This window comes from Haloarcula sp. MBLA0138 (assembly GCF_055632455.1).
In genome coordinates, this window is sequence record NZ_CM145746.1 from 2,541,705 (window position 1) to 2,567,657 (window position 25,953).

Annotated in this window: 29 protein-coding genes; 17 read left to right on the forward strand and 12 right to left on the reverse strand. The window is 70.8% G+C overall.

What is annotated here, in order from left to right:
- Positions 1 to 57: 57 nt before the first annotated feature.
- The 3 genes from ACV7JO_RS13570 to ACV7JO_RS13580 are packed head-to-tail and all read left to right on the forward strand — an operon-like array spanning position 58 to position 3,083.
- Complete coding sequence (locus ACV7JO_RS13570) at positions 58 to 840, forward strand: hypothetical protein (RefSeq protein ID WP_470353941.1); 783 nt, start codon at positions 58 to 60, stop codon at positions 838 to 840.
- Positions 841 to 892: 52 nt separating this feature from the next.
- The gene (locus ACV7JO_RS13575) at positions 893 to 1,408 is read left to right on the forward strand and encodes a gluconate 2-dehydrogenase subunit 3 family protein (RefSeq protein ID WP_470353942.1); all 516 of its coding nucleotides are present in this window, start codon (positions 893 to 895) and stop codon (positions 1,406 to 1,408) included.
- Positions 1,401 to 3,083 (forward strand): GMC family oxidoreductase, encoded by a 1,683-nt coding sequence (locus ACV7JO_RS13580; RefSeq protein ID WP_470353943.1) that lies wholly within the window; start codon positions 1,401 to 1,403, stop codon positions 3,081 to 3,083. Before ACV7JO_RS13575 ends, ACV7JO_RS13580 begins: the two co-directional genes overlap by 8 nt.
- A gap of 42 nt (positions 3,084 to 3,125) precedes the next feature.
- Here ACV7JO_RS13580 and ACV7JO_RS13585 read toward each other — a convergent pair whose 3' ends face one another.
- Complete coding sequence (locus tag ACV7JO_RS13585) at positions 3,126 to 4,304, reverse strand: glycosyltransferase family 4 protein (protein ID WP_470353944.1); 1,179 nt, start codon at positions 4,302 to 4,304, stop codon at positions 3,126 to 3,128.
- A 135-nt stretch (positions 4,305 to 4,439) separates the two neighbouring features.
- On the opposite strand from ACV7JO_RS13585, the gene ACV7JO_RS13590 reads away from it, so the two are divergent.
- From ACV7JO_RS13590 to htpX, 3 genes are read left to right on the forward strand one after another with little or no spacing between them, the layout of a single operon-like run.
- Complete coding sequence (locus ACV7JO_RS13590) at positions 4,440 to 6,236, forward strand: ABC transporter ATP-binding protein (protein WP_470353945.1); 1,797 nt, start codon at positions 4,440 to 4,442, stop codon at positions 6,234 to 6,236.
- Positions 6,233 to 7,666, forward strand: coding sequence for a hypothetical protein (locus tag ACV7JO_RS13595; RefSeq protein ID WP_470353946.1), 1,434 nt, complete (start codon positions 6,233 to 6,235; stop codon positions 7,664 to 7,666). Before ACV7JO_RS13590 ends, ACV7JO_RS13595 begins: the two co-directional genes overlap by 4 nt.
- A gap of 58 nt (positions 7,667 to 7,724) precedes the next feature.
- Positions 7,725 to 8,609, forward strand: a complete 885-nt coding sequence (gene htpX / locus ACV7JO_RS13600) for a zinc metalloprotease HtpX (RefSeq protein ID WP_470353947.1) — start codon at positions 7,725 to 7,727, stop codon at positions 8,607 to 8,609.
- A 19-nt stretch (positions 8,610 to 8,628) separates the two neighbouring features.
- Here the strand turns inward: htpX and ACV7JO_RS13605 are convergent, their stop codons facing one another.
- Positions 8,629 to 9,267 (reverse strand): hypothetical protein, encoded by a 639-nt coding sequence (locus tag ACV7JO_RS13605; RefSeq protein WP_470353948.1) that lies wholly within the window; start codon positions 9,265 to 9,267, stop codon positions 8,629 to 8,631.
- 100 nt (positions 9,268 to 9,367) lie between these two features.
- Between ACV7JO_RS13605 and pspAB the strand changes: the two genes are divergently transcribed.
- From pspAB to radA, 3 genes are all read left to right on the forward strand, one after another.
- The gene (gene pspAB / locus ACV7JO_RS13610) at positions 9,368 to 9,985 is read left to right on the forward strand and encodes a PspA-associated protein PspAB (protein WP_470353949.1); all 618 of its coding nucleotides are present in this window, start codon (positions 9,368 to 9,370) and stop codon (positions 9,983 to 9,985) included.
- Positions 9,976 to 10,425, forward strand: coding sequence for a hypothetical protein (locus ACV7JO_RS13615; protein ID WP_470353950.1), 450 nt, complete (start codon positions 9,976 to 9,978; stop codon positions 10,423 to 10,425). Before pspAB ends, ACV7JO_RS13615 begins: the two co-directional genes overlap by 10 nt.
- 124 nt (positions 10,426 to 10,549) lie before the next feature.
- Positions 10,550 to 11,596 carry a DNA repair and recombination protein RadA gene (gene radA, locus ACV7JO_RS13620; protein WP_470353951.1) on the forward strand — a complete coding sequence of 349 codons (1,047 nt, stop codon included), beginning with the start codon at positions 10,550 to 10,552 and terminating at the stop codon, positions 11,594 to 11,596.
- 346 nt (positions 11,597 to 11,942) lie between these two features.
- Here radA and ACV7JO_RS13625 read toward each other — a convergent pair whose 3' ends face one another.
- Genes ACV7JO_RS13625 through ACV7JO_RS13635 form a run of 3 tightly spaced genes read right to left on the reverse strand, consistent with a single transcriptional unit; the run spans position 11,943 to position 14,041 of the window.
- On the reverse strand, positions 11,943 to 12,995 hold the full coding sequence (locus tag ACV7JO_RS13625) for an aldo/keto reductase (RefSeq protein WP_470353952.1): 1,053 nt from the start codon (positions 12,993 to 12,995) through the stop codon (positions 11,943 to 11,945).
- Positions 12,996 to 13,046: 51 nt separating this feature from the next.
- Entirely contained in the window at positions 13,047 to 13,508 is a 462-nt protein-coding gene (locus ACV7JO_RS13630; RefSeq protein ID WP_470355786.1) for a lysostaphin resistance A-like protein, read from the reverse strand.
- A complete protein-coding gene (locus tag ACV7JO_RS13635) occupies positions 13,505 to 14,041 on the reverse strand; it encodes a hypothetical protein (protein WP_470353953.1) in 537 nt (178 codons plus the stop codon). Before ACV7JO_RS13635 ends, ACV7JO_RS13630 begins: the two co-directional genes overlap by 4 nt.
- A 119-nt stretch (positions 14,042 to 14,160) precedes the next feature.
- Between ACV7JO_RS13635 and ACV7JO_RS13640 the strand changes: the two genes are divergently transcribed.
- The 5 genes from ACV7JO_RS13640 (at position 14,161) to ACV7JO_RS13660 (ending at position 17,306) form a co-directional block, all read left to right on the forward strand.
- A complete protein-coding gene (locus tag ACV7JO_RS13640; RefSeq protein WP_470353954.1) occupies positions 14,161 to 15,063 on the forward strand; it encodes an acyltransferase in 903 nt (300 codons plus the stop codon).
- Positions 15,064 to 15,134: 71 nt separating this feature from the next.
- Positions 15,135 to 15,401, forward strand: a complete 267-nt coding sequence (locus ACV7JO_RS13645) for a DUF7577 domain-containing protein (RefSeq protein ID WP_470353955.1) — start codon at positions 15,135 to 15,137, stop codon at positions 15,399 to 15,401.
- A 30-nt stretch (positions 15,402 to 15,431) separates the two neighbouring features.
- Entirely contained in the window at positions 15,432 to 16,139 is a 708-nt protein-coding gene (locus ACV7JO_RS13650) for an Nmad3 family putative nucleotide modification protein (protein ID WP_470353956.1), read from the forward strand.
- A 73-nt stretch (positions 16,140 to 16,212) separates the two neighbouring features.
- Positions 16,213 to 16,899: an RAD55 family ATPase gene (locus tag ACV7JO_RS13655; RefSeq protein ID WP_470353957.1), complete on the forward strand. Its 687-nt coding sequence runs from the start codon at positions 16,213 to 16,215 to the stop codon at positions 16,897 to 16,899.
- Entirely contained in the window at positions 16,896 to 17,306 is a 411-nt protein-coding gene (locus tag ACV7JO_RS13660; protein ID WP_470353958.1) for a DUF8057 family protein, read from the forward strand. Before ACV7JO_RS13655 ends, ACV7JO_RS13660 begins: the two co-directional genes overlap by 4 nt.
- 92 nt (positions 17,307 to 17,398) lie before the next feature.
- Here ACV7JO_RS13660 and ACV7JO_RS13665 read toward each other — a convergent pair whose 3' ends face one another.
- A complete protein-coding gene (locus tag ACV7JO_RS13665) occupies positions 17,399 to 17,686 on the reverse strand; it encodes a DUF5789 family protein (protein ID WP_470353959.1) in 288 nt (95 codons plus the stop codon).
- Between the two features lie 146 nt (positions 17,687 to 17,832).
- Between ACV7JO_RS13665 and ACV7JO_RS13670 the strand changes: the two genes are divergently transcribed.
- Genes ACV7JO_RS13670 through ACV7JO_RS13680 form a run of 3 tightly spaced genes read left to right on the forward strand, consistent with a single transcriptional unit; the run spans position 17,833 to position 19,368 of the window.
- A complete protein-coding gene (locus tag ACV7JO_RS13670; RefSeq protein ID WP_470353960.1) occupies positions 17,833 to 18,606 on the forward strand; it encodes a PHP domain-containing protein in 774 nt (257 codons plus the stop codon).
- Between the two features lie 54 nt (positions 18,607 to 18,660).
- Positions 18,661 to 18,822: a DUF6757 family protein gene (locus ACV7JO_RS13675; RefSeq protein ID WP_470353961.1), complete on the forward strand. Its 162-nt coding sequence runs from the start codon at positions 18,661 to 18,663 to the stop codon at positions 18,820 to 18,822.
- Between the two features lie 51 nt (positions 18,823 to 18,873).
- Positions 18,874 to 19,368, forward strand: coding sequence for an HPP family protein (locus ACV7JO_RS13680; RefSeq protein WP_470353962.1), 495 nt, complete (start codon positions 18,874 to 18,876; stop codon positions 19,366 to 19,368).
- A 2-nt stretch (positions 19,369 to 19,370) separates the two neighbouring features.
- On the opposite strand, the gene ACV7JO_RS13685 is transcribed toward ACV7JO_RS13680, so the two are convergent.
- From ACV7JO_RS13685 to alaS, 6 genes are all read right to left on the reverse strand, one after another.
- On the reverse strand, positions 19,371 to 20,096 hold the full coding sequence (locus tag ACV7JO_RS13685) for a type 1 glutamine amidotransferase (protein ID WP_470353963.1): 726 nt from the start codon (positions 20,094 to 20,096) through the stop codon (positions 19,371 to 19,373).
- A gap of 59 nt (positions 20,097 to 20,155) precedes the next feature.
- Positions 20,156 to 20,593, reverse strand: coding sequence for a DUF2085 domain-containing protein (locus ACV7JO_RS13690; protein ID WP_470353964.1), 438 nt, complete (start codon positions 20,591 to 20,593; stop codon positions 20,156 to 20,158).
- The gene (locus ACV7JO_RS13695; protein ID WP_470353965.1) at positions 20,593 to 21,222 is read right to left on the reverse strand and encodes a zinc-ribbon domain and TM2 domain-containing protein; all 630 of its coding nucleotides are present in this window, start codon (positions 21,220 to 21,222) and stop codon (positions 20,593 to 20,595) included. Before ACV7JO_RS13695 ends, ACV7JO_RS13690 begins: the two co-directional genes overlap by 1 nt.
- Before the next feature lie 20 nt (positions 21,223 to 21,242).
- On the reverse strand, positions 21,243 to 22,019 hold the full coding sequence (locus tag ACV7JO_RS13700) for an alpha/beta fold hydrolase (RefSeq protein ID WP_470353966.1): 777 nt from the start codon (positions 22,017 to 22,019) through the stop codon (positions 21,243 to 21,245).
- A gap of 102 nt (positions 22,020 to 22,121) precedes the next feature.
- Entirely contained in the window at positions 22,122 to 23,012 is an 891-nt protein-coding gene (locus ACV7JO_RS13705; protein ID WP_470353967.1) for a DUF4013 domain-containing protein, read from the reverse strand.
- Positions 23,013 to 23,151: 139 nt separating this feature from the next.
- Positions 23,152 to 25,935 carry an alanine--tRNA ligase gene (gene alaS / locus ACV7JO_RS13710; protein ID WP_470353968.1) on the reverse strand — a complete coding sequence of 928 codons (2,784 nt, stop codon included), beginning with the start codon at positions 25,933 to 25,935 and terminating at the stop codon, positions 23,152 to 23,154.
- Positions 25,936 to 25,953: the final 18 nt, after the last annotated feature.

Genomic DNA, 25,953 nt, shown 5'->3' on the forward strand with positions numbered 1-25,953 from the left:
CATTATTCTGCGTTCCGATAGTTAAATTAAACTGCTGGCGGAGAGGACGTGTAACGGATGGGAGACGCAGGCGTGTACGAATCGGCGGCGAGAAGCGTCGGACAGCGGCGCAGCACGCTCGGCGCGGCGCTGTGTGTCGCCGTCACCCAGACCGGCGTGACGTGGCTGCTCGTCTCGCTCATCGGCTACCCGGTCCGGGTACTGGGGCTGCTCGTCGTCGCGGCGACGGCCGTCGGTGGCGCGCAGGCGCGGACAGGAGTAGTCGTCGGCTCGCTGTTCGCACCGGCGCTGTACGGCTCGGTCGCCGCGGCGGCCGCGACGGGGCTGTCGGCGCTCGTGGCGGCGACAGTCTGTGGCGCGCTCTGGCAGCCACCCGCCCGCGGGTCGCCGCGCTGGACCGTCCACTACGTCGGCGTCGCCGCCCTCACCACCGCCGCTCTCGCGGCGACCGGCGGGACGCTCGCGGAGTTGTTCGGCCGCGCACCGTTCGCCGTCCACTTTACCGCCTCGCTCCGGTCGGCGCTCCCGACCGTTCTGGTCGGGCTCCCGGCCGTCTGGGGCCTCAGTGGCGTGACGGCACTCGCCGTCGAACCGTCCCGGCGCGTGCCGACACGACGGCGGCGGTGGACCGCCGCCGTCGTCGCGCTCTGGGGCGGTGGCGGCTACGCGGCGAGTTTCGTCTTCGAGGCGTTCGGACTCGTCCGGCCGGTCGTCATCGGTCGGCGACTGGCTCCCGGCGCGCGCGCCGGCTACGAACTGGTCGGCGGCGGGCGCTACGTGGTACTCGGCATCGGACTGTGCGCGCTACTGACGCTCGGCTACGGACACCGCCGACGATGACAGGTGAGACACGACCTCCGGCGGCCCGTCCGCGGAGACACGGAGGCGACCGGTGGAACTGACCAGACGCGACGCTCTGCTGGCGCTGGGCGGGTTCGGGCTGACGGGGACGGCGTGGCTGACGGAAGACGACGGCCGGGAACTGAGCGACGCCGACGTCGACGCGCTCGTCGCGCTCGCGGAGACGCTGTACCCCTCGGCGGCCGCCGTCGACGCGTCGTTCGTCGAGACGTACGTCGCCGGCCAACGGGAACTCGACCCCGACCACGCCGCCGAAGTCGCCCGCGCGGTCGACGTCGTCCGGGAGACGGCGCGACGGCGGACCGGCCGGCCACCGACCGACCTCGCACCGGCGCGACGCGGCGCGGTCCTCCGGGCGACAGGCGCGGACAGAGCGTATCCCGACCCCGACGGCACCGACGCCGAACGAGTCCGCTACTACGTCGTCAACAACCTGCTGTACGCGCTGTACGCCACCCCGGTCGGCGGGGAACTCGTCGGGAACCCGAACCCGCCGGGCTACCCCGGCGGGACCGCGGCCTATCGGGAGGTGGGCGACGGTGAGTGACCGGACGCCCGTCGACGACGCGGACATCTGTGTCGTCGGCTCCGGACCGGCGGGGGCACTCCTCGCACACAGGCTGGCCGCGCGCGGGCACGACGTGGTCGTCCTCGAAGCCGGGGAGCGGTTCGAGCCGTCGACACGGCGCGAGCGGATGGAGCGCGCGCTCCGGCCGGCACACGCCACGGCGTCGGTGTGGGACGCGCGGGCCGAACGCGACGCCTATGCGAACGACGGCCCCGTCCGGTACCCGGCGAACATCCTCCGCGCGAAGGGGGTCGGGGGGTCGACCCTCCACTGGGGCGGCCGCGTCGCCCGGTTCACGCCGAAGGACTTCGAGATGGCGACCCGATACGGGGTCGCCGAGGACTGGCCCATCGCCTACGACGACCTCAGGCCCTACTACGCGGAGACGGAGTCGGCCTTCGGCGTCGCGGGGGCCGCGGACAACCCCTTCGGGCCGCCGCGGACGGAGCCGTACCCGATGGACGCGTTCCCGCGGAGCCACTCCGACGCGCTGTTCGCGGCGGCCTGCGAGCGACTTGGTATCGCCGTCCACTCGGTTCCGAACGCGCGCAACGCCGCGGCGTACGACGGACGGAGCCAGTGTGTCGGCTACGGAACCTGCTCGCCGGTCTGTCCCTCCGGCGCGAAGTACGACGCCGGCGTCCACGTGCGGAAAGCCGAGGCCGAGGGCGCGACGGTCGTCGACCGCGCGGTCGTCCAGCGCCTCGAACACGACGCCAGCGGGAGTCGCGTCACGGGGGCGGTGTACCGCACTCCCGACGGCGAAAGTCACACCCAGTCCGCCGACGAGTTCGTCCTCGCGGCCGGCGGTATCGAGAACCCGCGGCTGCTCCTGCTCTCGGCGTCGCCACAGCACCCCGACGGCCTCGCCAACGGCAGCGGCGCGGTCGGGAAGTACCTCATGGAACACCCCTACGTCGGCATCAGGGGCCGCCTCGACCGGCCGACGGCACAGAACCGCATCGGGTTCGGGACCACGGAGTCATACCAGTTCTACGAGCCCGACGGCGACGCCGGTGGCTTCAAGATAGAGTTCAGCAACGAGGGCGGACCGACGGCCGTCGAGTTGGCGCTGAAGCAGCGTGAGCCGCTCGTCAACCTCCAGAACCTCGCCAGCAGCGCGCTCGACCCGGACGCGGCCGTCGCGCTCGGCGAGGACACCCGCCCCATCGTGTGGGGCGACGAACTCCGGGACCGCATCGACGACGCCACGGGGGACCGGTTCAGCGTCGTCGCCGAGATAGAGGTCCTGCCGAACGAGGCCAACCGCGTCACGCTCGATGCGGACGCCACCGACGCGTTCGGCAACCCCGTCCCGAACGTCTCGTGGGGGACGTTCACCGACTACGCGGAGTCGGGCATCGACCGCGCGTTCGAGGTGCTGGGCGACATCGTCGACGAACTCGACGCGACGGTCCGCGAGCGCGAGCGGTTCGAACTCAGGCAGGGCGTCGGCCACAGCAGCGGGACGACCCGGATGGGGACCGACCCGTCCGCGAGCGTCGTGGACCCGAACCTCCGGGCACACGAGGTGGAGAACCTCGCCATCGCGGGCGCGAGCCCGTTCGTCACGATGGGAGCCGGCCAGCCGACGCTGACCATCGGGGCGCTGTCGCTCCGCCTCGCGGACTATCTCGACGAGTCGGTTCTCTGAACGGGGGACGCCACCCGCCGTCGGTCCGCATCCGGCGGCATCTCACGTCCCGGCGAGCTGTTCGAAGATGCCACATATCTGCCGCCCGAAGGCTTCCTCGGTGGAGTTGTCCCGCAGCCACTCGCGGCCGCGCTCGCCCATCCGCCGGGCGGTGGCCGGGTCGTCGGCGAGGCGCTCGATGTAGGCCGCGAGGGCCGTCGCGTCCGTCGCGGGGTACAACAGGCCGCTGTGGCCGTGTTCGACCATCTCGCCGATGCCGCCGCGGTCGCTGCCGACGACGGGCTTGCCGTGGGCCATCGCTTCGAGGACCACTGTCGGGTAGTTCTCGACCCACACCGACGGGACGATGACGGCCCGCGCGTCGGCGTACAGCGACGCCTTCTCGTCGTCGGAGACGTAGCCCAACAGTTCGACGTCGCCGTCCAGCCGGTCGATTCGGTCCCGCATCTCGGGTTCGAGCGGGCCGCTGCCGGCAATCTTCACTGGAACGTCGGCCGGCGAGGAGAACTCCGCGACCGCGTCGAGCAAGAGTCGGACGCCTTTCTCCTCGCTCAGCCGGCCGACGAACAGGAAGTAGCCCTCGTCGCCCGGGGAAACGGCGTCCCGCACCGGCTCGGGGTTGCGTATCTGTCGTGCCTCGTAGCCGAACCGCCGGAGATAGCTGGTGAGCCGTGCGCTGGGGGCGACGTGGTAGTCGATGAGCCCCCGTTCGACCCGCTTCTGGACCGCGTGCCGCGGGACGTAGTAGCCCAGTACGGCCGACCGCGACCGGCAGCCGTGTCGCCAGCACTTCGCGCCGACACCGCCCTCACAGACCGCGTAGTCGTCCTGCGTGACCGCCCACGCCGACGGACAGACCGTCGAGTAATCGTGGTGGGTCTTCAGCGACGGGTACCCCCGCGTGGCGAGGGCCACCGTCGCGGGGTACTTCTGTGACTTGTGGACGTGGACCACGTCCGGGTCGAACTGCCGGGCCACTCCGCGGAGTCGACGGTAGACGCGCACCGAGACAGTGAGCCCTGCTAGGACTCGGACCGCGGACGACGACGCCTCGGACACCGTCACGTCGGTGAACGCCGCCTCGTCGTCCGTGCCGAACCCGACACTCCGGACGGTGTACCCGCGGCGTTCGAGATACGCTTGTTCGCGTCGGACCTGCTTCTCCGCACCGCCCCGCATCGCGGCCGTGTCGTTGACGAGCAACACCCGCTCACACCCCATTGGATACAGGTTTGTATATCATGCAATGAACCCTTCTATCTTTTGGTACCGTTTCTATTTCCAGTGAATTTTCTCTTGCAAAGATATTTTATCTATTGTGCCTTCGAATATAACTAGTGTCGATGGTGGTCACGAGTGGTTGACGACCCGAGCGACGTTCGCCTCACGGACCAACTCCGCGCGCTCGTCCCGGTGGCGGCGTTCCGGCCGGGGCTGACCGCCGCCGTCCTCGCGTGCAGCGCCGTCGCCGCGCTGTTGGAGGGTATCGGCGTCGGGTTCGTCCTCCCCATCGTCGAGATGACCCAGTCAAGCGGGGAGCTGTCGGGGCCCGTTCGGCTGCTGGCCGGCGTCTACGCGGCGCTGGGCGTCCCGTTCGAACTCGGCTACGTCGTCGCCGGCGTCGCCCTCGTCATCGGGGTTCGCTACCTCGCGGCGTTTCTCGCCGGCTGGCTGACGGCCGTTCTCCGGATGACCTACGTCCGGGACCTCCGGACCCGGGCGTTCGAGAACGCGCTCGGGGCGCGACTCCCCCGCGTCGACGCGACGGGGTCCGACGAGCTACTCAACGCGCTCATCACGCAGACGACACACGCCAGCGAGGCCATCCACCGGGTCGTCGTCCTGCTGAAGGCCGCGCTCGTCAGCGCCGCCTATCTGGCCGTCGCGCTGTACGTCGCCCCCTCGCTGACGCTGGCGACGGGCGTCGTCATCGGGGCGTTCATGCTGGCCGTGCGTCGGGTCTTCGAGTCGGGCTACAGCGTCGGGAACCGCGTCGCCGACGCCAACGAGCGCCTCCAGACGACCGTCCAGTCGGGGATTCACGGGATTCGCGACATCAAACTGCTGGACATCACCGACCACCACCTCTCGGCGTACGGCCGCGCCGTCGACAGCTACACCGAGGCGGTGATACACCGGCGGCGCAATCAGGAGGCGGTCCGGAGCCTCAACTACTTCGCGACCGCCGTGTTCGTCTTCGTGTTGCTGTACGCCGGCATCGAGCTTCTGGACGTCTCGCTGGGCGGTCTCGGCGTGTTTCTCTTCGCGATGTTCCGGCTCGGGCCGAAGCTGAGCCACCTGAACACGCTGCTGTACGAACTGGAGACCGACCTCCCGCATCTGGTCCGGACCCAAGCGTTCGCGGCGGAACTGGCCGGCGAGCAGGAGCGCCGCGACGGTCGGCCCGTGCCCGAACCCGTCGAGTCGGTCCGGTTCGACGGCGTCGAGTTCCGGTACGAGGGGGGCGACGAACGCGTCCTCGACGGTGTCTCCTTCGGCGTCGAGCGCGGCGAGTTCGTCGCCTTCGCCGGCCCCTCTGGCGCTGGCAAGTCGACCGTCGTCGCCCTGCTGGCTCGGCTGTACGAGCCACGCGGCGGGGAGATAACCGCCGACGGGACCCCCATCGACGAGTTCGCGCTCGACGAGTGGCGCGACCGGGTGGCGGTCGTCAGGCAGGACCCCCACGTCTTCGACGAGACGCTGCGGGACAACGTCGCGCTGGGCGACCGCGACGCGTCCCCGGCGGCGGTCGAGCGGGCCTGCGAGGCCGCGGGAGTGACGGCGTTCGTCGACGACCTCCCGGCGGGGTACGACACCGTCCTCGGCGACGACGGCGTCCGGCTCTCGGGCGGGCAGCGACAGCGCGTCGCCATCGCCCGGGCGCTGCTCGGCGACGCCGACCTGCTCCTGCTCGACGAGGCCACGAGCGACCTCGACGGCACGCTCGAACGGGCGGTCTACGAGGCGATAGCGGCCCACGACCGCGACTGGGCCGTCGTCGCCGTCACGCACCGACTCTCGGCGGTGACCGCCGCGACGCGCATCCACATCGTCGAGGACGGCCGCATCGTCGAGTCGGGAACGCACGCGGAACTGCTGGGCGACGACGGCACCTACGCGTCGCTGGTCGAGGCCCAGCGGGTGGAGCCGTGACGCGACTCGCCCGGCGGTACGCGACCGAACTCGACGCGTTCCACGAGGCCTTCCTCGAACTGGAGGCGGACCTCGGCCTGTTCGACCTCTCGGTCGGCGGCGTTCCGGCGTGGGAGTACGTCAGGGCGGGCGTCGCCATCGACCTGCTCGCCGAGACCGGAATCACCGGCGCGGTCGACACCGCGGTGTCGCGGCGGGCGCAGCTTCGGGGGGGCTACCTCGGACTCCGGAACCTCGCCGTCGGGAACCCGTTCCGGGCGGCCTCGACCGACGTGGTCTTCTACGGTCACCCGCGTCGGAAGCGACGCGACGGGACGTGGCGAGACATCTACTGCGACCCGATTCACCGCCGGCGCGAGTTCGACGCCGTCCACCTCGAACCGCCGTGGCAGTTCCGGCACCGCCGGCCGGCCGGGACGCCGAACCTCCGCTACACCGACTGCATCGAGGTCCTCGGTCGCGTGAACGCCCGAACGGGCCTCGTCGGGCCGTCGCTCCCGCCGGACGCACGCCGGACCGTCGCCCGGGCCCGGCAGCGCATCGAACGAGAGTTCGGCGTCACGGTCGCCCTCGCCGACCGCCTGCGGGACGCGGTCCGGGCACGGGCGGCGACGCGGCCCCTCTACGAGCGCCTCGTCTCGGGGCTGGACCCGGACCTCGCCGTCGTCGTCGCCCACTCCGGCGAGGAGGCGTTCGTCGAGGCCTGCCACGACGCGGGGGTGCCAGTCGCGGAGCTACAGCACGGCCAGATAAGCCCGTACTCCTACCAGCACGCGTTTCCCGGGGACCGGACCAAGCGGGCCTATCCGGACTACCTGCTGACCTTCGGCGAGTTCTGGGAGACGGCCGCCGAGTTCCCCATCAGCGACGACCGGATACGCCCCGTCGGCTACCCGTATCTCGACCGGGAGCGCGAGCGCCGCCGGCCCTTCGAGCGCCGCGACCGGATAGTGGTCGTCTCCACGCCCGAGGCCGGCGGGGCGCTTGCCGCCCTCGCGGTCGACCTCGCGGACCGCGTCCCCCACGACGTGGCGTTCACGCTCCACCCCGGCGAGTACGACGGCTGGCGGGCGACCTACCCCGAGCTCGTCGACGCGCCGGTCACCGTCGCCGACGGAACGGGACCGTCGTTGTACGACCTGTTCGCGCGCTCGACGGCACAGGTCGGCGTCGGCTCGACGGCGCTGTACGAGGGGCTGGCGTTCGGACTGGAGACGTATCTACTCCGCCGGCCCACCGTCGAGTGGCTCGCGCCGGCTATCGAGCAGGGCGAGGCGACGGTCGTCGAGTCCGCCGCCGAACTCGCCGCCCGGCTCGACGGGCCGACGCGGTCGTCGGTCGACGCCGCGGCGTACTTCGCGCCCGACGCCGTCGAGCGGGCGACGGCGGTCGTCGACGACCTCCGCGAGACGGCGACGCTCGCGGAGTGAGCGTGGGACGCCCTGCCAAGATAGCGGGGTTTTAGCCTATCGGCCGCTTACGGGGGGTATGGATTGGCAAACCGACTGGGGTCTCCGGGGGCGGATGGCCCTGACCATGTTCCTGCTGTTCGGGCTGTACGTGGTCTTCCTCGGCCTCCTCACCCTGTACTTCGGGGACCGGCTGCTCCCCATCGTCGTCATCATGGGGCTGTTTCTGGGCGCGCAGTTCTTCTTCAGCGACAAACTCGCGCTGTACTCGATGGGGGCCAGCGAGGTCAGCCCCGAGGAGTACCCCGACTTGCACCGCACCGTCGACCGACTGGCACAGCAGGCCGACCTGCCGAAGCCGACCGTGGCCGTCGCGGACTCGCGGGCACCCAACGCCTTCGCCACCGGCCGCTCGAAGGACAGCGCCGCGGTCTGCGTGACGACGGGGCTCATGCGGACGCTGGAGCAGGACGAACTGGAGGGGGTCATCGCTCACGAACTGGCCCACATCAAGAACCGCGACGTGATGGTGATGACCATCGCCTCGTTCCTCTCGACCATCGCCTTCCTCATCGTCCGCTGGGGGTGGCTGTTCGCCGGCGGCCGCGACCGCGGCGGCCAGCAGCAGGCCCCGGTCATCGTCGCCATCCTCGCCTCGCTGGTGGTGTGGGTCGTCTCCTTCCTGCTCATCCGCGCGCTCAGCCGCTACCGGGAGTTCGCCGCCGACCGCGGCGGGGCCTCCATCACCGGCAAGCCCTCGGCGCTCGCGAGCGCCCTGATGAAGATAGACAGCGGGATGGAGAACGTGCCCGAGGACGACCTGCGGGGCCAGTCGGAGATGAACGCCTTCTTCATCGTCCCCGTCCGGCTTGGCTGGATAGGCCGCCTGTTCAGCACGCACCCCAGCACCGAGAAGCGCATCGAGCGCCTGCGGGACCTAGAGCGGGACCTCGAAAGCCGGTAGGGGCGTTTTCCGGGCGGACTCAGCGGAGTTGTGAGTCGCGCTCGACGACGGTGTAGCCCTGCGCTTCGAGCGCCGCGTCCCGGAACCGGTCGACACAGAACCGCTGTGGCAGGCGGCGGAGGCCGAAGCGGCGGTCGGAGTCGTACGCGACGTCGACGACGGTCCCGTCGCCGTCGTCCCGGAGGGTCGCGGTGTACGTCGCCCACGGGCGGTCGTTCGTCGTGACCGTCAGTTCGACGCGGTCCCCGCCGGCCGCCGTCTCCGTCCGGACGGCCGTCTCGACGGAGCGCAGGCCGAACAGGTACGACGTGGGGTAGGTCGCCACGCCGTCGGTCGTCGTCACTTCGTCGGCGACACCCCACTGGAACGCGAGCACCGGGGGCGTCGGTCCCTCGAAGGCGGCCCTGACCGCGTCGGGGTCGGCGTCGGTGCGGAGGCGAACGGTCCCGTGCGGTCGGAGGACGGGGGCACGCGCGACAACGAGCAGCACGGCCGCGACGGCGACCGCGGGCACCAGCGCCGTCAGCGCGTAGGCGGCGAGAAACGCCGCGACGGCGGCGACGACGACGAGCGCGCTGAGCGGGCGTTCGAGCCGGAGATAGCGACGGACGACGGCGACCGCGTCCGCGGGTCGGGGGTCGGGGGTCGGGGAGGGCATCGTCGGAAGCCCCATCGCCGGGGAGTTAGTTCTGCTGGAAGCGCTCACTGACCACCGCCGGGACGAAAACGACCTTACCGGGGGCGACCATTGGTGCGGTATGGGACTGTTCGACGGACTCAAGAGCGCGCTCGGGATGAAGGCGGAGGCCGACGCCACCCGAGAGGCCGACCCCGAGGACCTGTTCGGGATGTCGACGGCCTACGTCACGATGGAGGCCGACCTCGGCTACGCCCCGACCGGCGACGCCGCCCTCTGTTTCGGCGACGTCGACAGCACGGACTTCGCCGACGCCAAAGACGAGGTGCGGGCGGTGCTCGACGCCGGGGCCGAGGAGACCGGCACAGAGGCGGAGTTCACCGCCGACGGCCACGGCTACCAGTGGGTCGTCCTCCGCGACCCGGACTTCGAGGACCTCGTGACCAGCGTCCACTTCGCCGCCGACACGCTGGTCGAGCGCCGCTACGGCTCGCGGCTGCTGGCCGCGCTGTTCGCCTTCGAGGACGAGCGCGACGGTGGGCGGGTCTACTGGGTGTACTCCTTCCGCCGGGGGTCGTACTACCCGTTCGCGCCCGACGACGCCGCGAGCCACGAGCGCGACACCACCGCCGAGTTCAAGTTGGAGAGCAACCTCGACGGGGAGTTGGCCGTCGAGGGCGACAAGGAGTACTGGTATCCGCTGTGGCCCGACGCGCCCGGCGCGCACCCGTGGGAGTGACGGCGAGCGACGGTCCGGCCGTCGGCGACCACTACCGACCGCCCGCGAACGCCGACGCCCCCGACGGCGTCTACCGCGTGGTCGGGACGCCCGGCGACAGCGTGACCCTCCTGCGGGTGGGCGACGCCGACGGCCGCCGCGTCCACACCGGCGTGGTCGTCACGGTCGCACGCGACGCCGCCGACTTCGAACCGGCGGCCGACCCCGACGGGAACCGCTCTCTCGGGGCCACCGTCGCCGGCATCGGCGAGACCCTGTACTGGTCGGGCCGGACGTTCGCGGCCTCGCTGGCCGCCGCTCCGCTCCCGACGGCCGTCGCGCTGACCGCCCTCGCGGCCGGTCTGTTCGGCGAGGGCGTCCTCGGCGTCTCCGACGCGGGGCGGGCCCTGCTGATTCTCGCCGGGAGCCTCGGGCTGGCGTCCGTCGCCGGCCGCGTCTGACGCCGCCGGGCTTCACTCCTAAACTTCCGGACCGCCGACCGGATAGCCCGGTCTCCGTCGGCCAGTTTCACTTTCACTACGGTGTTAACGGGGGTTTATGTACCACCGGGCCAAAGCCACGCTCATGTCCGCAAGCGAGGACCTCGAAGACCTGCCGGGCGTGGGTCCGGCGACAGCAGAGAAGCTCAAAGACAACGGGTTCGACTCCTATCAGGGCATCGCCGTCGCCTCGCCCGGGGAGCTGTCGAACACGGCCGACATCGGCGAGTCCTCGGCCGCCGACATCATCAACGCCGCCCGCGAGGCCGCCGACATCGGCGGCTTCGAGACCGGCTCGGCGGTGTTGGAGCGCCGCGAGCAGATCGGCAAGCTCTCGTGGGGCGTCGACGAGGTCGACGACCTGCTGGGTGGCGGCGTCGAGACCCAGTCCATCACGGAGGTCTACGGCGAGTTCGGGGCCGGCAAGTCGCAGGTGACCCACCAACTGGCCGTCAACGTCCAACTACCGGCCGAACACGGCGGGCTGGAGGGCAGCGCCATCTTCGTCGACTCCGAGGACACCTTCCGCCCCGAGCGAATCGAGCAGATGGTCGAAGGACAGGACGACGAGGTCCTCGAGGACACGATGGTCCTGCACGGCGTCGCCGAGGAGGACGAGGCCGACGCCGGCGACGAGGCGCTGCGGGCCGACCTCGTCGACGCGGTGCTGGAGAACATCCACGTCGCCAAGGCGTTCAACTCCAACCACCAGATTTTGCTGGCCGAGAAGGCCCAAGAGATAGCCAGCGAGTCCCAAGACGACGAGTTCCCCGTCCGCCTGCTCGCGGTCGACTCCCTGACCGCCCACTTCCGCGCGGAGTACGTCGGCCGGGGCGAACTCGCCGAGCGCCAGCAGAAGCTCAACAAGCACCTCCACGACCTGATGCGGGTGGGCGACCTCAACAACACCGCCGTCGTCGTCACCAATCAGGTGGCCTCGAACCCCGACTCCTTCTTCGGCGACCCGACCCAGCCCATCGGCGGGAACATCCTCGGGCACACCTCCACGTTCCGCATCTACCTCCGGAAGTCCAAGGGCGACAAGCGCATCGTCAAACTCGTCGACGCGCCGAACCTCCCCGACGGCGAGGGCGTCATGCGCGTCGAGGAAGGCGGCCTGATGGACGAGTAGCGCGGTCCCGTTCTCCCACCGGTTTCTCGGTTCGCAGCGCTGACCCCGGTCAGCGACGGTACTTCCCCGCCGGATGTGTCCCGTCCCCGCGTCTCGCACCCCTTCGTTTCAGGTCGAACCGACCGCCGTCGGGCGTCTTTCGCGCGTCTGACGAACCGGAGTGAAAGTGGTCGGGCGGTGACCGAACCGCAGGACGGCGATACATCTCCTGTCGAAACGAAGGGGTTGTGATGCGTAACCGCGGGACGGAATCGGATTCCGGAGGGTGCGCCGGGGCTAGAGAATCGACTGGAGATTTCGGACTACGGGCCGATGGGTGGTCCCGCCGGAGAAGCGGCGGCCGGGGTCAGTCGCCGGCCGACTTCGCGCCGACGCCTTCGAGGTCCGCGCCGCCGACCGAGGAGCGCAACGCGTCCATCCCGTCGTCGCGGTCGACGCCGAAGTCGTCGTCGTACAGCGACTGGACACGGTCGTACTCCGCGTCGGAGAGCGGCGGGGTGTCGGACGCGCCGGCCCACTCGTCGATGTCGGCGGCGGTTCGGAACGTCGGCGTGACCGAGGCGACCTCGTCGTGAGCGAGCAGCCACTGGATGGCGGCCTGTCCCATCGTGCGCTCGCCGTCGCGTTCGAGGAACCGCAGCGCCTCCACCTTCTCCCAGCCGGCCTCGTACCACTCGGTCGGGCGGTGCGAGCGGTGGTCGCCCTCGCCCAGTTCCGTCTCGGGAGTGACCTGCTCGTTCAGCAGGCCCGAGGAGTGGGGGACCCGCGCGACCAACGAGGTGTCCGCGTCGTGCTCGCGGACGGTGTCGACGAAGTGCTGGCCGGGCGTCTGCTCGAAGAGGTTGAAGACGGTCTGGACCACGTCGAACTCCGCGGCGACGGCGGCGTCGCCCTCGGCGAGCCAGCCGATAGAGGGGCCAAGCGCCCAGCCGACGGCCTCGACTTTGCCCGCCTCGCGGAGTTCGTCGAGGGCCTCCAGTACGTCCTCGTCGACCTCGTCGACGTTGGCGTTGTGCAGCATCAACACGTCGACGTAGTCCATGTCGAGCCGGTCCAGCGAGCGGTCAAGCGCCGTGTGAATCCACTCCGGCGTGACCTTCTTTGGCAGTTCGCCGTGGCCGGCCTGCGGGTTGTTGTAGAAGTCGTAGCCGACCTTCGTCGAGACGGTGACCTCCTCGCGGCGGTCGGCGAGGGCCTCGCCGACCAGTTCCTCGCTGTCGCCGTGACCGTACACGTCGCCGGTGTCGAAGAAGGTCACGCCCTCGTCGAGGGCGTGGCGGACCATCTCGACGGCCTGCTCGCGCGTCCGGTCGCCCCACCAGTCCGTGCCGACGACCCACGCGCCGAAGCCGACCTCCGAGACTTCGACGCCCGAGTTCCCGAGCGTGTCGTAGCGCATACGTTCGGCTTGTGGCGCGGGAAACTTAGCCGTCGCGGTTCGGCCGGGTCGCTACCGGCGCAGTTCGGGGACGGCCACGGATTCCAGCAGGGCGACCGAGCCGTACTCCCGGCGGACCCACCAGCGGAGCGCGGCGATACCGACCGCGAGCGCCAGCAGCGCGACGAGTCCGCCCTCGGGGCCGAACGACCCGCCGGTGAGGACGGCCGGGCCGGTGCCCGCCACGGCGACCACCGAGACGCCCGAGGCGATGCCGCTGACGGGGAACCCGAGCACCGCGAGCGCGTAGTTCCACGCGACGTGGAAGCCACAGGCGATGCCCAGTCGGCCGGTGACGGCGTAGCAGGCCCCGAGGAAGACGCCGTACAGCGTGATGTTGACCACCGCGAGGGGTGTCGCCCCGGGATTCGAGCCGTGGACGACACCGAACAGGAGGCCGGTGAGGAGAGTGGCGGCGGCGACCGCTCGCCGGCGACCGAGCTGTCCGGCGGCCCCCTCAGCGACGTTGGTCAGGAGGTACCCCGGAAGACGACCTCCTCGGCGGTCGCCTGCGCGAGGAAGAAGGCGGCGAGCAGGAGCAGGCGGGCGGGGACGCCGACGGTCCCCAGCGGGAGGACCGTCGACGGGCCGGTGTCGAACAGGCCGGTGACGGTCGTCAGCCCCGCCGCCAGTTCGACGCCGAGGACCAGCGTCGGCAGGCCGGCCCCGAGCGCCAGCCCGAACGCCGCGTCCCGGAGCCACTGCCCGTCGGGGAGGAGGCCGTAGTCGGCCAGCGTCCGGCGGTCGAGCAGGTAGCCGATGCCCGTCACCAGCGCCGTCGCACCGACGATGATGCCAAACAGCCGGAGCGTCCCGTAGACGGCGGCGACCAGCCCGTCGCCGAGAGCGGCGGCCATCGGCGCGAGCCCGGTGACGGCCGCGAGGACGACGGTGGCGAACCCGGCGAGAAACAGCCAGACGGTCACCCGCCACGGGGCCCGCAGTCGGTGTTCCGAGGGGTTGACGAGGTAGCCTCGGACCTCCATGATGAAGTCCGCCCTGACCATGCCGGGCCCTCGGCCCGCCGCGGCTTAACTCCCCCGACAGCGGCGACGTGACGCCGGCGTCACCGGGTAACGAACACGTAACGGAAACCCCTATCTGCACGGGCAGCGACTTCTGGAACATGACGAAGCGCCACGTGTCGCTGCCGCCGGTCGCCGAGGAGGGGCTCCGGGCGTTCATCACAGAGGTCGACGAGCGCCTCCGGGGCGACGAGGACACCTGCGACGTGGTGACCGACGTGCTCGTGGACCTCCACGGCGACCGGGAGGCCTACGACCGCTGGCAGTCCGGCGGCGACGTCTCGCCGGCCGAGCGGGTCCGCCTGCAGGGGTACGACCCCTGTAACACGACCCTCGAAAGCGAGTACTACGCCGAGAAAGACGAGGAGCGGTTCAAGCGCTCGAAACACCTCCAGTGGCTCTGGCGGCAGTTCGACGCCACGCCGATGGCCGACAACGTCGAGTTCGCGCTGCGGTTCCGGGCGATGCTGGCGGACCACCTCTTCGAGTCCTGTGGCGAGAACTGTCGGTTCTTCAAGGGCATCTCCTTCACCTACGGCCACAACATCGAGGTCGGCGACAACGTCGTCGTCCACGACGACGTCCACCTCGACGACCGCGGAAAGCTCACCGTCGGCGACCGCGTCTCCATCTCCGACGACACGCACGTCTACAGCCACGACCACGACGTGAACGACCAGACCCACGTCGACAACTACCACACGATAATCGAGGACGACGTGCGCCTCACCTACGACTCGATGGTGCGGGCCGGCGTCCGCGTCGGCGAGAACGCCGTCCTCGCGGCCAAGTCCATCGCGGCGAAGGACATCCCCGCCCACCACGTCGCCGCGGGGACGCCCGCGAAGTCGCTGACGGTCAAAGACGGCTGGGAGTCCGTCGCCGAACCGCTGGAGGACGCCAACGTCGACCGGCGCGCACAGCGGCGACTCGATTACGACCTCCCCGAGGACATCGATACCTTCGACGAGTTCCAGCGCGAGCGCACGCCGCCGGACCGCTGACGGCGGGACGCGAGTATCAGTTCTGAGACTACGGGCGGAACCCCGAAGTACCCGGCGTGTCGAGCTATCGCATGGACGCTTGGGGCTGGCTCGTGGCGTACGTCGTCGGGTTCGGGCTGTTGCAGTTCCTCCTGTACCGGTACTTCCGCGGCGGGGACCCGTCGCCGGAGACGACGCCCAGCGGGGGCGAGCGCGGCGCGGCCGGACGCGCCGGTGGCACGGAGACGGCGGCGGACGGCGCGGCCGAACGGGGCGTGTACTGCGACCGCTGTGGGACGCGCAACGAGCGCCACCGGATGGTCAGGTACTGCCGGTCCTGTGCCGGCCCGCTCCGGTAGCCCTTTTCGCCGCCGACGCGAACGCGGGGCATGCGCAGCGTCGCTATCAACGTGGCCGCCAACACCAACGAGCCCGGCTTCCGCGGCCCGCTGTACCCCGACGGGACCTTCGAGTACATCCCCATCCCGGAGTCGGAGCCCACCGCCGAACCGGTGCCCACCTACGCCGACCTCGACCTGTCGACGGACGTGCGCGGCGTCGCCGACCGCCCGGTCCACTTCGACCCCGAGTTCCCCGAGGCGGGGGGCGAGCGCTACACCTACGGCGACCCCCACAGCGCGAAGGCGGGGCCGCTGTCGTCGCTGTCGGCGGGGGACTACCTCTTTTTCTACGCGACGCTGACGACGACCGGCGAGGGGGCCGAGTGGGTGCCGCCGCGGTGGGGAGCGTACGTCGTCGGCCACTTCCGGCTGGCGCGGGAGCCGGTCACCGGCGACGAGTACCGCGACCTGTCGCCCGACGAGCGGGCCGTCTTCGACTCGAACGCCCACGTCAAGCGCGCTGAGTTCGACGCGGCGGTGCTGGTGCTGGGCGACCCCGACGGCTCCCGGCTCTACGAGACGGCGGTCCCGCTGTCGGAGCCGAGCGGCGGGACCGAGGCCAACGCGCTCGTCACGGAGCGGTCGTCGGACTCCGGGAAGGGGCCGTGGTGGCGGCGGCCGATGCGGTTCGACGAGAGGGGCACCGAACGCCTCCTCGAACTGGCCGACGGCCCGCCCGGCGCTGTCGACCCGTGAGCCGCCCGAACGAGTTATCACCGGTGAGAACGGAAGGTCAAGGCATATGTCCCGGCGCGCACACGCTGGTGGTATGCGAATCTCGAGCGGTGTCCCCGGTTTCGACGAACTCGTCGAGGGGGGGTTGCTCACCGACCGCCTCTACGTCGTCAGCGGGCCGCCCGGCAGCGGGAAGACCACGTTCTGCTCGCAGTTCATCACGCAGGGGGCCAAGGAGGGTGAGACCTGCCTCTACGTCACGATGCACGAGACCAAAGAGGAACTGATGCAGGACATGGCCGGCTACGAGTTCGGCTTCGACCGGGCGATGCAGTCGGATTCGGTGCAGTTTCTCAATCTCGTCACCGAAGGGGGCAAACGGACCATCACGCAGTTCGGCTCTGAGGGGGGCCTGACCAACCGGCTGGTGGCCTACATCAGGCAAAACGACATCGACCGCACGGTCATCGACTCGACGATGCTCCTCCAGCACTTCATGAGCGACGTCGACGACGAGATAACCGGCTTCCTCTCGGCGCTGAAACAGACCGACGCCACGACGCTGCTCATCTCCGAGATGACCGACCCCTCCTCCTACAGCGACGAACACTACCTCGCCCACGGCGTCGTCTTCTTCCACAACTTCCTCGAGAGCGGCAGCATGACCCGCGGCGTGCAGGTCATCAAGATGCGGGGCACCGCCATCGACTGTGACATCCGCCACATCCAGTTCTCCGACGACGGCCTCACGGTCGACCCAGACCGGAAGGTCGAGACATGAGCCTCTACGAGGGCGCGTTCGACGGCGGCTGGACCTCACTGGACGAGGACGAGGGGACCGACCGGGCCTACGCCATCGGCGTCGCCGAGCGACTCGGGGAGTACAACCGCGAGGAACTGGAGGCCATCTACGCCGAGATGGACACCGCTTACCAGAAGAGCATGGTCGAACTCGCCTACGACGAGGGGCGCAACGAGGCCAAGGCGGCCACGGAGCGGACCGACACCGACCGCGAGACGCTGTGGACGGACCTCGTCGAGGGCGAGAAGACCTACGTCGAGCCCGACGAGATACCGGACCGCGGCCGCGACGGCCTCCCGCCCGTGCTCGACCCGACAGAACTGGTCGACAGGCAGGACGTCGACAGCACCGACCTGGTCGACCGGCCGGAGTTCTTGGACCGGTAGCCGTCGCTGGGGTCGACGCGGAAACGGGGCGGAAACCGCCGGGGGCGGTCGCCGCCCGCGAGCTGGGGCAGACCGGGCCGCCGTGGCCCGGTTCAGAAGGAGACTTCCTCGGGGCCGTCCTCGCCCATGCAGACGGGGTCGCGGTCGGAGTAGCCCTTCCGGCCGATGGCCTTGCTGGAGACGCCCGAGCAGGCCGCGAGCATCGCGTCCTCGGCGGTCTCGTAGGTCTCCGTGTCGATGCGGCCCAGCGCGTCGCCCAGCGATTCGGTCCCGTTGGGCAGTTCCAGCGTCATGTCCCCCTCGGCCTCGATGAGTTCGTCGGAGGTCATGGGGTAGTCGTGGGTCTCGAACGCCTCGGCAGCATTAGTCAGCATTCGCATACACGACGAAAGTTCACGGTAGTTAATAAACCTTAACTATTGATAATCATAATATTCATTAATGCGTATAAGGCACACACGAGGGGCGGTGACACGCTTCACGGGGCGAGCGAAGCCGCTTTGTCGCGGGGCCGCGTGGCGTCGGTATGGTCGTCGCCGACCTCCACGTCCACACGACGCGCTCGGACGGCTCGCTCCCCGTCGACGCGGTGCCAGCGGCCGCCCGACGTGCCGGGGTCGACGCCGTCGCCCTCACGGACCACGACCGGCTCCAGCCGTCGCTGTCGGGGCCGATCACGACCGTCGACGGGGTGACCGTCGTCCACGGCGTCGAACTGCGGGTCGAGACCGACACCCAGCGGCTGGACCTGCTTGGCTACGGCGTCGACCCGACCGACGCCCTCGAAGCGGAGTGTGCCCGCCTCCAGCGGGACCGCCGCGAGCGCGGGGCCCGCATCATCGACTGCGTCGAGGACCGACTGGGCGTCGCCCTGCCGGTCGAACCCCGCGACGGACTGGGCCGGCCCCACATCGCGCAGGCCGTCGCCGAGGTCAGCGACTACTCGTATCAGGACGCCTTCGACGACCTCATCGGGGCCGACTGCGACTGCTACGTCCCCCGGGAGGTGACGCCGTTCGAGCGCGGCGTCGAACTGCTCTCGGAAGCCTGCGGGCTCGTCGGACTGGCCCACCCGTTTCGCTACCCGGACACGGCCGCCGCGCTGGCCCGCTGTGAATCGCTGGACGCCGTCGAGCGGTGGTACCCCTACGGGCGGGCGGTCGAGTCGGCGCTCGTCGACGACGCCGTCGAGCGGCACGGCCTCGTCCCCACCGGCGGGAGCGACGCCCACGGCGAGACCATCGGGGAAACGGGGCTGGACGTGGCCGCGTGGGCGCGGGTCCGCGACCGCCTCGTCTGACGGAGGGCAGACGGAATCCGAGGGTTCAATGGGCCGCGGACCCAAGCGTCGGGTATGCAGTGTCACTACTGCGACCGCGAGGCCGACATCGCCGTCGAGAAAGACGGCGTGAAAGTCGGGGTCTGCAAGACGCACTTCCGCGAGCAGATGGCCGAACTCGAGGACGCCGTCGAGACCGAACTCGACGACGAACTCGACATCGACCGGCGCGAGTGACTGTCGACGGAGCGCTACTGTTTTCACCGCCGACGCGGACCGACGTGCACAGTGACGACAGCGAACGCCCGTCGTGAGTGGGTCCGGCAGGCCGGCCGCGTCGGCGCGCTGCTGGCCGCGCTCGGGACCGTCGTCTGGCTCAGCGGCCTCCCCTTCCTCTTTCCCAGCCTCGGCCCGACGGCGTACCTCTACGCGACCCGGCCGACGGCCCCGGAGTGCTCGCTCCGGCGCGTCCTCGGGGGCCACGCCGTCGGCGTCGCCGCCGGACTGCTCGCGTACCACGCTATCGCCGGCGACGTGGTCGTGACGGCCTCGATGACGCCGCTGACGCTCGGCACCGTCCGGCTGGTGGGCAGCGGCGTCGTCGCCGTCGCGCTGACGACAGCGGGGATGCTCCGCACCGACACCGAGCACGCGCCGGCGTGTGCGACGACGCTCATCGTCGGCCTCGGCATCCTCCCGTCGCCGGCCGCGGGCGCGGTCATCCTACTGGCGGTGGCGGTGCTGGCGGTCGAACACGAACTGCTGACCCGGCTGTGGGACTGAGTTCAGTCGTCGTCGGCGCTCGCGGCCGCGGGGCCGTCGCCGGTCCCGCGCCCCATCTCGCGGGCGTAGTCGGCGAAGTTGTCGAACAGCCGCTTGGCCTCGCAGGCCGCCCGGTAGTTCTCCTCGTCGACGCCGTCGAGCACCCGCCGGATGCGCTCGTCCGATAGCTGGTCGTCCTTGCCCTCGGTGACCCGGCGGGCCGTCTCGGGGTCGTACTCGGGGTGGAACTGCACGGAGAAGACGTGGCCGTCGCGGAAGCCGTGGACGCCGTAGTCGTTCTCGGCGAAGCGCTCGGCCCCGGGCGGGAGGTCGACCACGCGGTCGGAGTGGGTGGTGAAGACGGTAAAGGACTCGTCGACACCGTCGAGCAGGGCGTTCTCGCCGTCGTGTTCGACGGTCCGGTAGCCGATCTCGTAGTCGTCCATCGGCTCGACGGTGCCACCAAGCGCGTGGGCCAGTAGCTGGTGGCCGAAACAGACGCCCAAGAACGGCAGTCCGCGGTCGACGGCCTCGGCGACCCACCCTTCGAGGTCCCGAATCCACGGCTCGTCCCAGTAGACCGAGGCGCGACTCCCCGTGACCAGACAGCCGTCGAAGTCGAACGTGTCGGGGAGGTCGCGCTCGGTCACGTCGTACTCCACGATGTCGGCGTCGAGTTCGCGCCGGAAGTTCCGGCGGTTGTCCGCGCCGTCGTGGGCCGCGTTCAGCAGGGCGATACGCAGACTCATCACCCGGATACAGCGGTCGAAGCCCCAAAAGCTCCCGCATCCGTGGCAGAACCTGCCGCTCACCGCGACGCCAGCCACAGCCCCGCGGCCGCCGGCACGCCGTAGCCGACCGCCACCGCGAGCAGTGCCGGCCGCCACGTCGTCAGGAACCACGGGACTGCGAGGCCGTACGCGGCCCCCAGCGCTAGCCCGGTGGCCGTCCTGACGGCGTTGTGTCCCGCCCGGTCGGTGAGCGTCGTCACCGCCCAGTCGGCCAGCGCCGGCGCGGGGCCGAGCGCGACCAGCGGGAGCCAGAGGCCGCGGGCAGTCCCCGACAGCCACGCGCCGACGCCGAGGGCGATGCCGGGGTAGACGCCCGAACACCGCGCACAGAGCGCGAGCGTCCGGTCGCCGACCGACAGCCGGTGACACCGTTCCCAGTCGCCCCGCTCGTGGTGAGCCAGCAGGTACGGGAGCGTCGCCGCGAGCGCGCGCCGGACCGCCCGAGCGCGGGCCATCAGTCCTCGTCGGCCGGTTCGTCCTCGGCGACGTAGCGCTCGTAGAACTCCTCGTCGGTCTTCGTCAGGTAGAGGATGCCCTCGATGATGCCCGCGAGCGCCGGGATGCCGGTCCAGAAGAAACAGAGGTAGATGACGCCAAGCCCCGTGTTCCCGAGGTAGAAGTGGTGGACGCCCAGACCGCCCAACAGGATGGCGAGGACGCCGGCGGTGACGCGGTCCGTGTCGCTGCGGGCGGCCGCGGCGGCAGTGGACCCGGCGGCACCGGCCGCGCCCGCGCCGCCGCGCTGTTCGGTGCCACACGCCGAGCAGAAGCGGGCCGCCGCGTCCATCTCGGCCCCGCACTGGTGGCAGTACTTCGTCCCCTCGGCCGGGGCGGTCGCGTCGTCGCCATCGCCGGCTTCGCTGCCGATGTCGCCGTCACTGCCGTCGGGCCCGGCGTCGGTATCGGCCGCCTCGTCGGCGGGCGAACGGGGGTCGGCGTCGAACTCCTCGGCGTCGACGGGCCCGTCGTCGGCTGGCTCGTCGGCCGGAGTGTCGTCGGGTTCGTGAGCGTCGCCGTCCGGGTCCGGCGTCGTCCGGCCCGTCGCCGTCGTCCGGTTCGTCGGTGTCGTCGGGGACCATACCACGAAATCCGCCCGGCGTGGGATTAAAACTCGGGGTCGGCGTGTTCGTCGAGGAACGCGGTGAGGCGGTCGGTGACCGCCGGAGCGTGTTCGACGAAACAGCAGTGGCGGCCCTCGACGGCGGTGGCCGCGCCCCGCGGGAGGTCCGCGGCCAGCGACTCGGCGGCCCGAGCGGGGACGACGGGGTCGTCGACGCCGTAGTACACTTCGGTCGGGAGCGTTACCTCGTACAGCGGCGGGGCGTCGAACCCGGTCGCCGCGGCGGCGTGGGCCTCGAAGGCCGCGCCCGTCGCGTCGTCCGCGCGCCGCCAGTCGGCGATGCGCTCGACGAGGTCGGGGTTGGCGTCGCGGAAGGCAGGGGAGAGCGCGCCCGACAGCGACGCCGTCGCGCCGGCGTCCAGCGACAGGGCCGCGAGCGCGTCGGCGTCGAGGGCCTCGCCCGCGGCCGCGGTGCAGTACAGCGTCAGCGTCCGCGCCCGGCCGTACTCGTGGGCGTAGCGCAGCGCGACCATCCCGCCCAGTCCCGCCCCGACGAGGTGGGCCTCGGCGACGCCGTGGGCAGCCAGCACCGCTTCGAGGTCGGCCGCCAGCGTCCCCACGTCGCAGGGGCCCGCCGGCGCGTCCGAGCGGCCAGTACCGCGATGGTCCCAGACGAACGTCTCGTAGGGGCCAGCGAGGGCGTCGTTGTGCCAGCCCCACAGCCACGCGCCGTAGCCCGCGTCGCCGACGAAAGCGACCGTCGGGCCCGAGCCGTCGGTCTCGTAGTAGAGCTCCACGCCGCGGTTGCTCGCGGTCGGCATCGTCGGCTGTTGGGCCGACGGCGGGGTGGCTCTTTCGGTCGGGTCGCTCCACCACTTCTCGCCGGCGGCCAGTTCCGCGAGTGCCGAACCTCGACCGTCCCGTCAGCGGGTTCGCTCGGCGGCGGGCTCGCGTCCAGAGGGGGCGCTCGCGGCCCGACCGACGCCTGTCCCGTCGGCACGGTCCGGAGCCGGGAGGGTCCCGGCCGCCGCGGCGTCGGCGTACTGCCGACCCCAGAACGCCCCGAAGACGTAGCTCGCATACGTCGAGACGAGCGACGGCCCGACGAAGGTCACCCACGACCCCAACCACAGCGTCGCCGCGGCGACGAGCAGGGCCAGCCACCCGGCGAAGGCTTCGGCGTAGGCCGGTCGCGTGGCGAACGTGACGGCGTAGCGCCGGGAGAACGCCGCCGTCGCCCGCCCCGTGACAGCGTAGCAGGTCACGACGGCCGGGAAGACGTACAGACCGGCCGCGGCGGCGGCCGCGACGGCCAGCGCCGAGAACGAGCCAAGTCCCGCCAACCGGAACAGCGCCGACACGGACGCCCCGACGGCGGCGGTCACGCCGCCCACGACCAGCGCCGCGAGCAGGACCCGGCCGCCGTCGGCCAGCAGCGCGCCGAAATCGTCGAACGCCGGCGGGTCGCGTTCGCCCGCGGCGGCCGCCCGCGTGAGGCGGACGCCGTAGCCGGCGACCGGCAGCAAAAGCGGTGGGAAGACGGTCGCGGCCAGCGCGAGGATGCTCCCCAGCAGGAACGGGTCGTAGCCGTCTCGCGTCGGATAGGCGAGCGCGAACGGGAGCGCGCCGCGGTCATCGGCGTCCGCGTCGGCGGACCGGCCGTCGCCTTCGGTGTCGGCCGCCGTACTCCCGTGGCTGGCCGCCGACCCACCGACGGCGGCGGTGACGGCCGACTCCGGCAACGTCGCGCCACAGGCGACACAGAACGCGTCGCCGGGTGCGGTCGCGCTCCCGCAGGCCGGGCAGTACGGCATACCTCGGACTTCGGCCGGCGGGGGTTTCGTTCTTTCCCCGCTACCGGTCGCGGTGAAAAAGCGGTGTGGCAGCGATGGCGTGAGGAAGCAACGGTGACAGTGGGAGAGAGCGACGACGGCAGTGACGCGACGCCCCGTCTCAGGCGTCGGCGACCGAGCGCAACACGTCGGGGGCCTCGGCGAGCGCGTCGTCGAGCGCGTCGGCGTCGGGGCCACCGCCCTGTGCGAAGTCCGGCGGGCCGCCGCCGCCGCCGCCGACCTTCGCGGCCAGCCGTCCGACCACCTCGCCGGCGTTGACCGCGACGCCGTCGGGGACGGCGACGACGAACTGCGCGCCGTCGACGCCCGCGCCCAGCACCGCTATCTCGCCCTGCTCGACGAGGGCGTTGGCTTGGGCCCGCAGTTCGTCCATGTCGGCGTCGATGCGCTGGACGACGGCCGTCGTCCCGTCCACGTCGACCTCCTCGGCGTCGGCCCCGCCAGAGGCGCGGGCCTCGGCGAGTTGCTCTTTCAGGTCCTCTATCTCCTTGCCGCGGGCCTTCCACTCGTCGAAGAAGCGGCTGGCGGTCTCCGGGACGGCCTCGGGGGCCACGTCGAAGGTGTCGGCGGCCTCGTACAGCGCGTCCTCGGTCCGGTGGGTGGCCTCGATGGCCGCCTCGCCGGCGGCGAACGTCAGCCGGATGACGCCGTCCTGAACCCGCTCGGTGCCGAGCAGTTTGACCGTCCCGACGTCGCCGGTGCGGGCGACGTGGGTCCCGCCACAGGCCTGTACGTCGTCGCCGACGTGGACGAGTCGAATCCGCTCGCCGGCGGGGATGCCGCCCTGATACAGGTCGAAGCCGTAGCGGTCCTCAGCGTCGTTGCGGTCGGGCCACTCCTGCGTGACCGAGACGTTGTCCCGGACGAGTTCGTTGGCCCGGCGCTCTATCTCCTTGACCTGCTCGCGCGTGACCGACTCGTAGTGGCGAACGTCGATGCGCGAGGAGTCGACGCCCTTCTGGGCCCCGGCCTGCCGGACGTGCTCGCCCAGCACCTGCCGGGCGCTGTGGACGACGATGTGGGTCGCCGTGTGGTGTTGCATCAGGCGCGCCCGCCGGGTCGCGTCGACCTGTCCGCGGACGAACTCGCCTTTCCCGGGGTCGGCGTCGGCCGTGTGGAGGACGACGCCGTCGTGGCGCTGGACGTCGGTTACCTCGGCGGTCACGTCGTCGGTCGACAGCGTCCCGTGGTCCGGCGGCTGCCCCCCGCCCTCGGGGTAGAACATCGTCTGGTCGAGTACCACGTCGTAGTCGCCGTCCTCGCGCTCGAACACTTCGAGGACGACCGCCTCGAACTCGGTGCGCTGCTGGTCCTCGTAGTAGAGCCGGTCGGTGTCGGGCAGTTCGGCCAGCCGGTCGGCGTGGGGGACCGCGTCCGCGTCGGCGGCCCCGCCGTCCCCGCCGTGGCGGTCGGCGACGACGGCGTAGAAGTCGTCGGGCACGTCGACGCCGACGCCGCGCTCGCCGGCTATCTCCTCGACCATGTCGGGCTGGATGCCGTGGGAGTCGTACAGTTCGACGAGTTCGGCCGTCGGAATCGGGTCGTCCCGCTGTGCGTACTCGTCGGCCAGTTGGCGGACGCGGCGGCCGCCCCGGTCCAGCGTCTCGCGGTACTTCTCGACCTCCGTGCGGACGATGTCCCGGACGGTGTCGCGGTTCTCGTAGCCCAGCCGGTCGGCCTGCATGTCGACCAGTTCGTCCAAGGGCGCGTCGACGCCGACGCCGTCGACCAGCCGCTTGGTCCGGCGCAGGACCATCCGCGCGAGATAGCCCGTCCCGACGTTGGAGGGGACGATACCGTCACCGAGCATGTACGCCAGCGTCCGGCAGTGGTCGGCGATGGCGTAGATGTCCTCCAGCGGCGCTATCAGTTCCCTGAGCTCCTCGACTTCGACGCCGACTTCCGCGGCGATGGTGTCGCGTTCAGCCTCGATGTCCTCGGCCTCGTCGATGTCCATCCGGCCAGCGAGCTTCGCGGCCTTGTGGACGACGGCTTCCTCCTCCTCGGTGAGGTCGATGCCGGCGTTGTCCTTGAGGAAGGCGATCATGTCGGGGTAGACCGCCTCGTACACCGTCGGCGTCCCCTGACTCATCCACGTCCACCGCTCCAGCCCGTAGCCGGTGTCGACGATGTACGTGTCCATCTCCGAGTACGTGTTGCCGTCTTTCATCTCGTACTCGCCGTCGGGGTCTTGCTCCAGCGACATGAAGACGAGCGTCGCCAGTTCCGCCCCGCGGTAGATGACCTCGAAGGCGGGGCCGGCGTTGCCGCCGCCGACCCACGGGTCCTCGATGAGTGTGAGGTCGGCGGGGTCGGCCCCGAGTTCCTCGAACAGTTCGACGCAGTACTCGACGGTCTCGTCCTTCCAGTAGACCTCGCCCTGATAGGCGTACTGCTCGGGGTCCTCGAGGTCCTCGCGGGCGTTGAACGCGTGATGGGCCATCATCTCGAAGGCCATCGTGTGCCGCCCGGTCTTGCCGACGTTGTCGATGTCCTGCATCCGGATGCAGGGCTGGCTGATACACAGCGGGTTCGCCGGCGGCGGCGTCGTCCCGCTGGTGACCAGCGGCTGGAAGTCGTAGACCGAGGCTTGGGTCAGCAACACGTCGTCGCGCCAGCGGTTGGCCGCGACCGGGTAGGGCTCGACGCGCTCGTGGCCTCGCTCCTCGAAAAACGAGAGGAAGACCTCCCGCATCTCCGAGAGGGAGTACTCGTCGTCGAAGCCGGGGTCGTCGATGAAGCCGTACTCCTCGCAGGGGGGCTCCCCGCACGTCTCGCGCTCGGTGCGCGCCCAGAACATATCGCCACACTCGACACACTCCTGTCGGGTAAAGCCCGACTCCTCGAAGTAGTCGAGTCGGTAGGCCGCCTCGAGGTCGCTCATTGGGGCAGTGTTGGCCCG

Bases quoted from the DNA above. Each gene is read 5' to 3' on its own strand.
- radA (WP_470353951.1), top strand. From the start codon at position 10,550: ATGTCCGCAAGCGAGGACCTCGAAGACCTGCCGGGCGTGGGTCCGGCG.
- ACV7JO_RS13700 (WP_470353966.1), bottom strand. From the start codon at position 22,019: ATGCCGACCGCGAGCAACCGCGGCGTGGAGCTCTACTACGAGACCGAC.
- ACV7JO_RS13645 (WP_470353955.1), top strand. From the start codon at position 15,135: ATGGACGCTTGGGGCTGGCTCGTGGCGTACGTCGTCGGGTTCGGGCTG.
- ACV7JO_RS13585 (WP_470353944.1), bottom strand. From the start codon at position 4,304: ATGGGGTGTGAGCGGGTGTTGCTCGTCAACGACACGGCCGCGATGCGG.
- ACV7JO_RS13640 (WP_470353954.1), top strand. From the start codon at position 14,161: ATGACGAAGCGCCACGTGTCGCTGCCGCCGGTCGCCGAGGAGGGGCTC.
- ACV7JO_RS13605 (WP_470353948.1), bottom strand. From the start codon at position 9,267: ATGCCCTCCCCGACCCCCGACCCCCGACCCGCGGACGCGGTCGCCGTC.
- alaS (WP_470353968.1), bottom strand. From the start codon at position 25,935: ATGAGCGACCTCGAGGCGGCCTACCGACTCGACTACTTCGAGGAGTCG.
- ACV7JO_RS13670 (WP_470353960.1), top strand. From the start codon at position 17,833: ATGGTCGTCGCCGACCTCCACGTCCACACGACGCGCTCGGACGGCTCG.
- ACV7JO_RS13665 (WP_470353959.1), bottom strand. From the start codon at position 17,686: ATGCGAATGCTGACTAATGCTGCCGAGGCGTTCGAGACCCACGACTAC.
- ACV7JO_RS13660 (WP_470353958.1), top strand. From the start codon at position 16,896: ATGAGCCTCTACGAGGGCGCGTTCGACGGCGGCTGGACCTCACTGGAC.
- ACV7JO_RS13625 (WP_470353952.1), bottom strand. From the start codon at position 12,995: ATGCGCTACGACACGCTCGGGAACTCGGGCGTCGAAGTCTCGGAGGTC.
- ACV7JO_RS13570 (WP_470353941.1), top strand. From the start codon at position 58: ATGGGAGACGCAGGCGTGTACGAATCGGCGGCGAGAAGCGTCGGACAG.
- pspAB (WP_470353949.1), top strand. From the start codon at position 9,368: ATGGGACTGTTCGACGGACTCAAGAGCGCGCTCGGGATGAAGGCGGAG.
- ACV7JO_RS13655 (WP_470353957.1), top strand. From the start codon at position 16,213: ATGCGAATCTCGAGCGGTGTCCCCGGTTTCGACGAACTCGTCGAGGGG.
- ACV7JO_RS13685 (WP_470353963.1), bottom strand. From the start codon at position 20,096: ATGAGTCTGCGTATCGCCCTGCTGAACGCGGCCCACGACGGCGCGGAC.
- ACV7JO_RS13675 (WP_470353961.1), top strand. From the start codon at position 18,661: ATGCAGTGTCACTACTGCGACCGCGAGGCCGACATCGCCGTCGAGAAA.
- ACV7JO_RS13705 (WP_470353967.1), bottom strand. From the start codon at position 23,012: ATGCCGTACTGCCCGGCCTGCGGGAGCGCGACCGCACCCGGCGACGCG.
- ACV7JO_RS13650 (WP_470353956.1), top strand. From the start codon at position 15,432: ATGCGCAGCGTCGCTATCAACGTGGCCGCCAACACCAACGAGCCCGGC.
- ACV7JO_RS13635 (WP_470353953.1), bottom strand. From the start codon at position 14,041: ATGGTCAGGGCGGACTTCATCATGGAGGTCCGAGGCTACCTCGTCAAC.
- ACV7JO_RS13690 (WP_470353964.1), bottom strand. From the start codon at position 20,593: ATGGCCCGCGCTCGGGCGGTCCGGCGCGCGCTCGCGGCGACGCTCCCG.
- htpX (WP_470353947.1), top strand. From the start codon at position 7,725: ATGGATTGGCAAACCGACTGGGGTCTCCGGGGGCGGATGGCCCTGACC.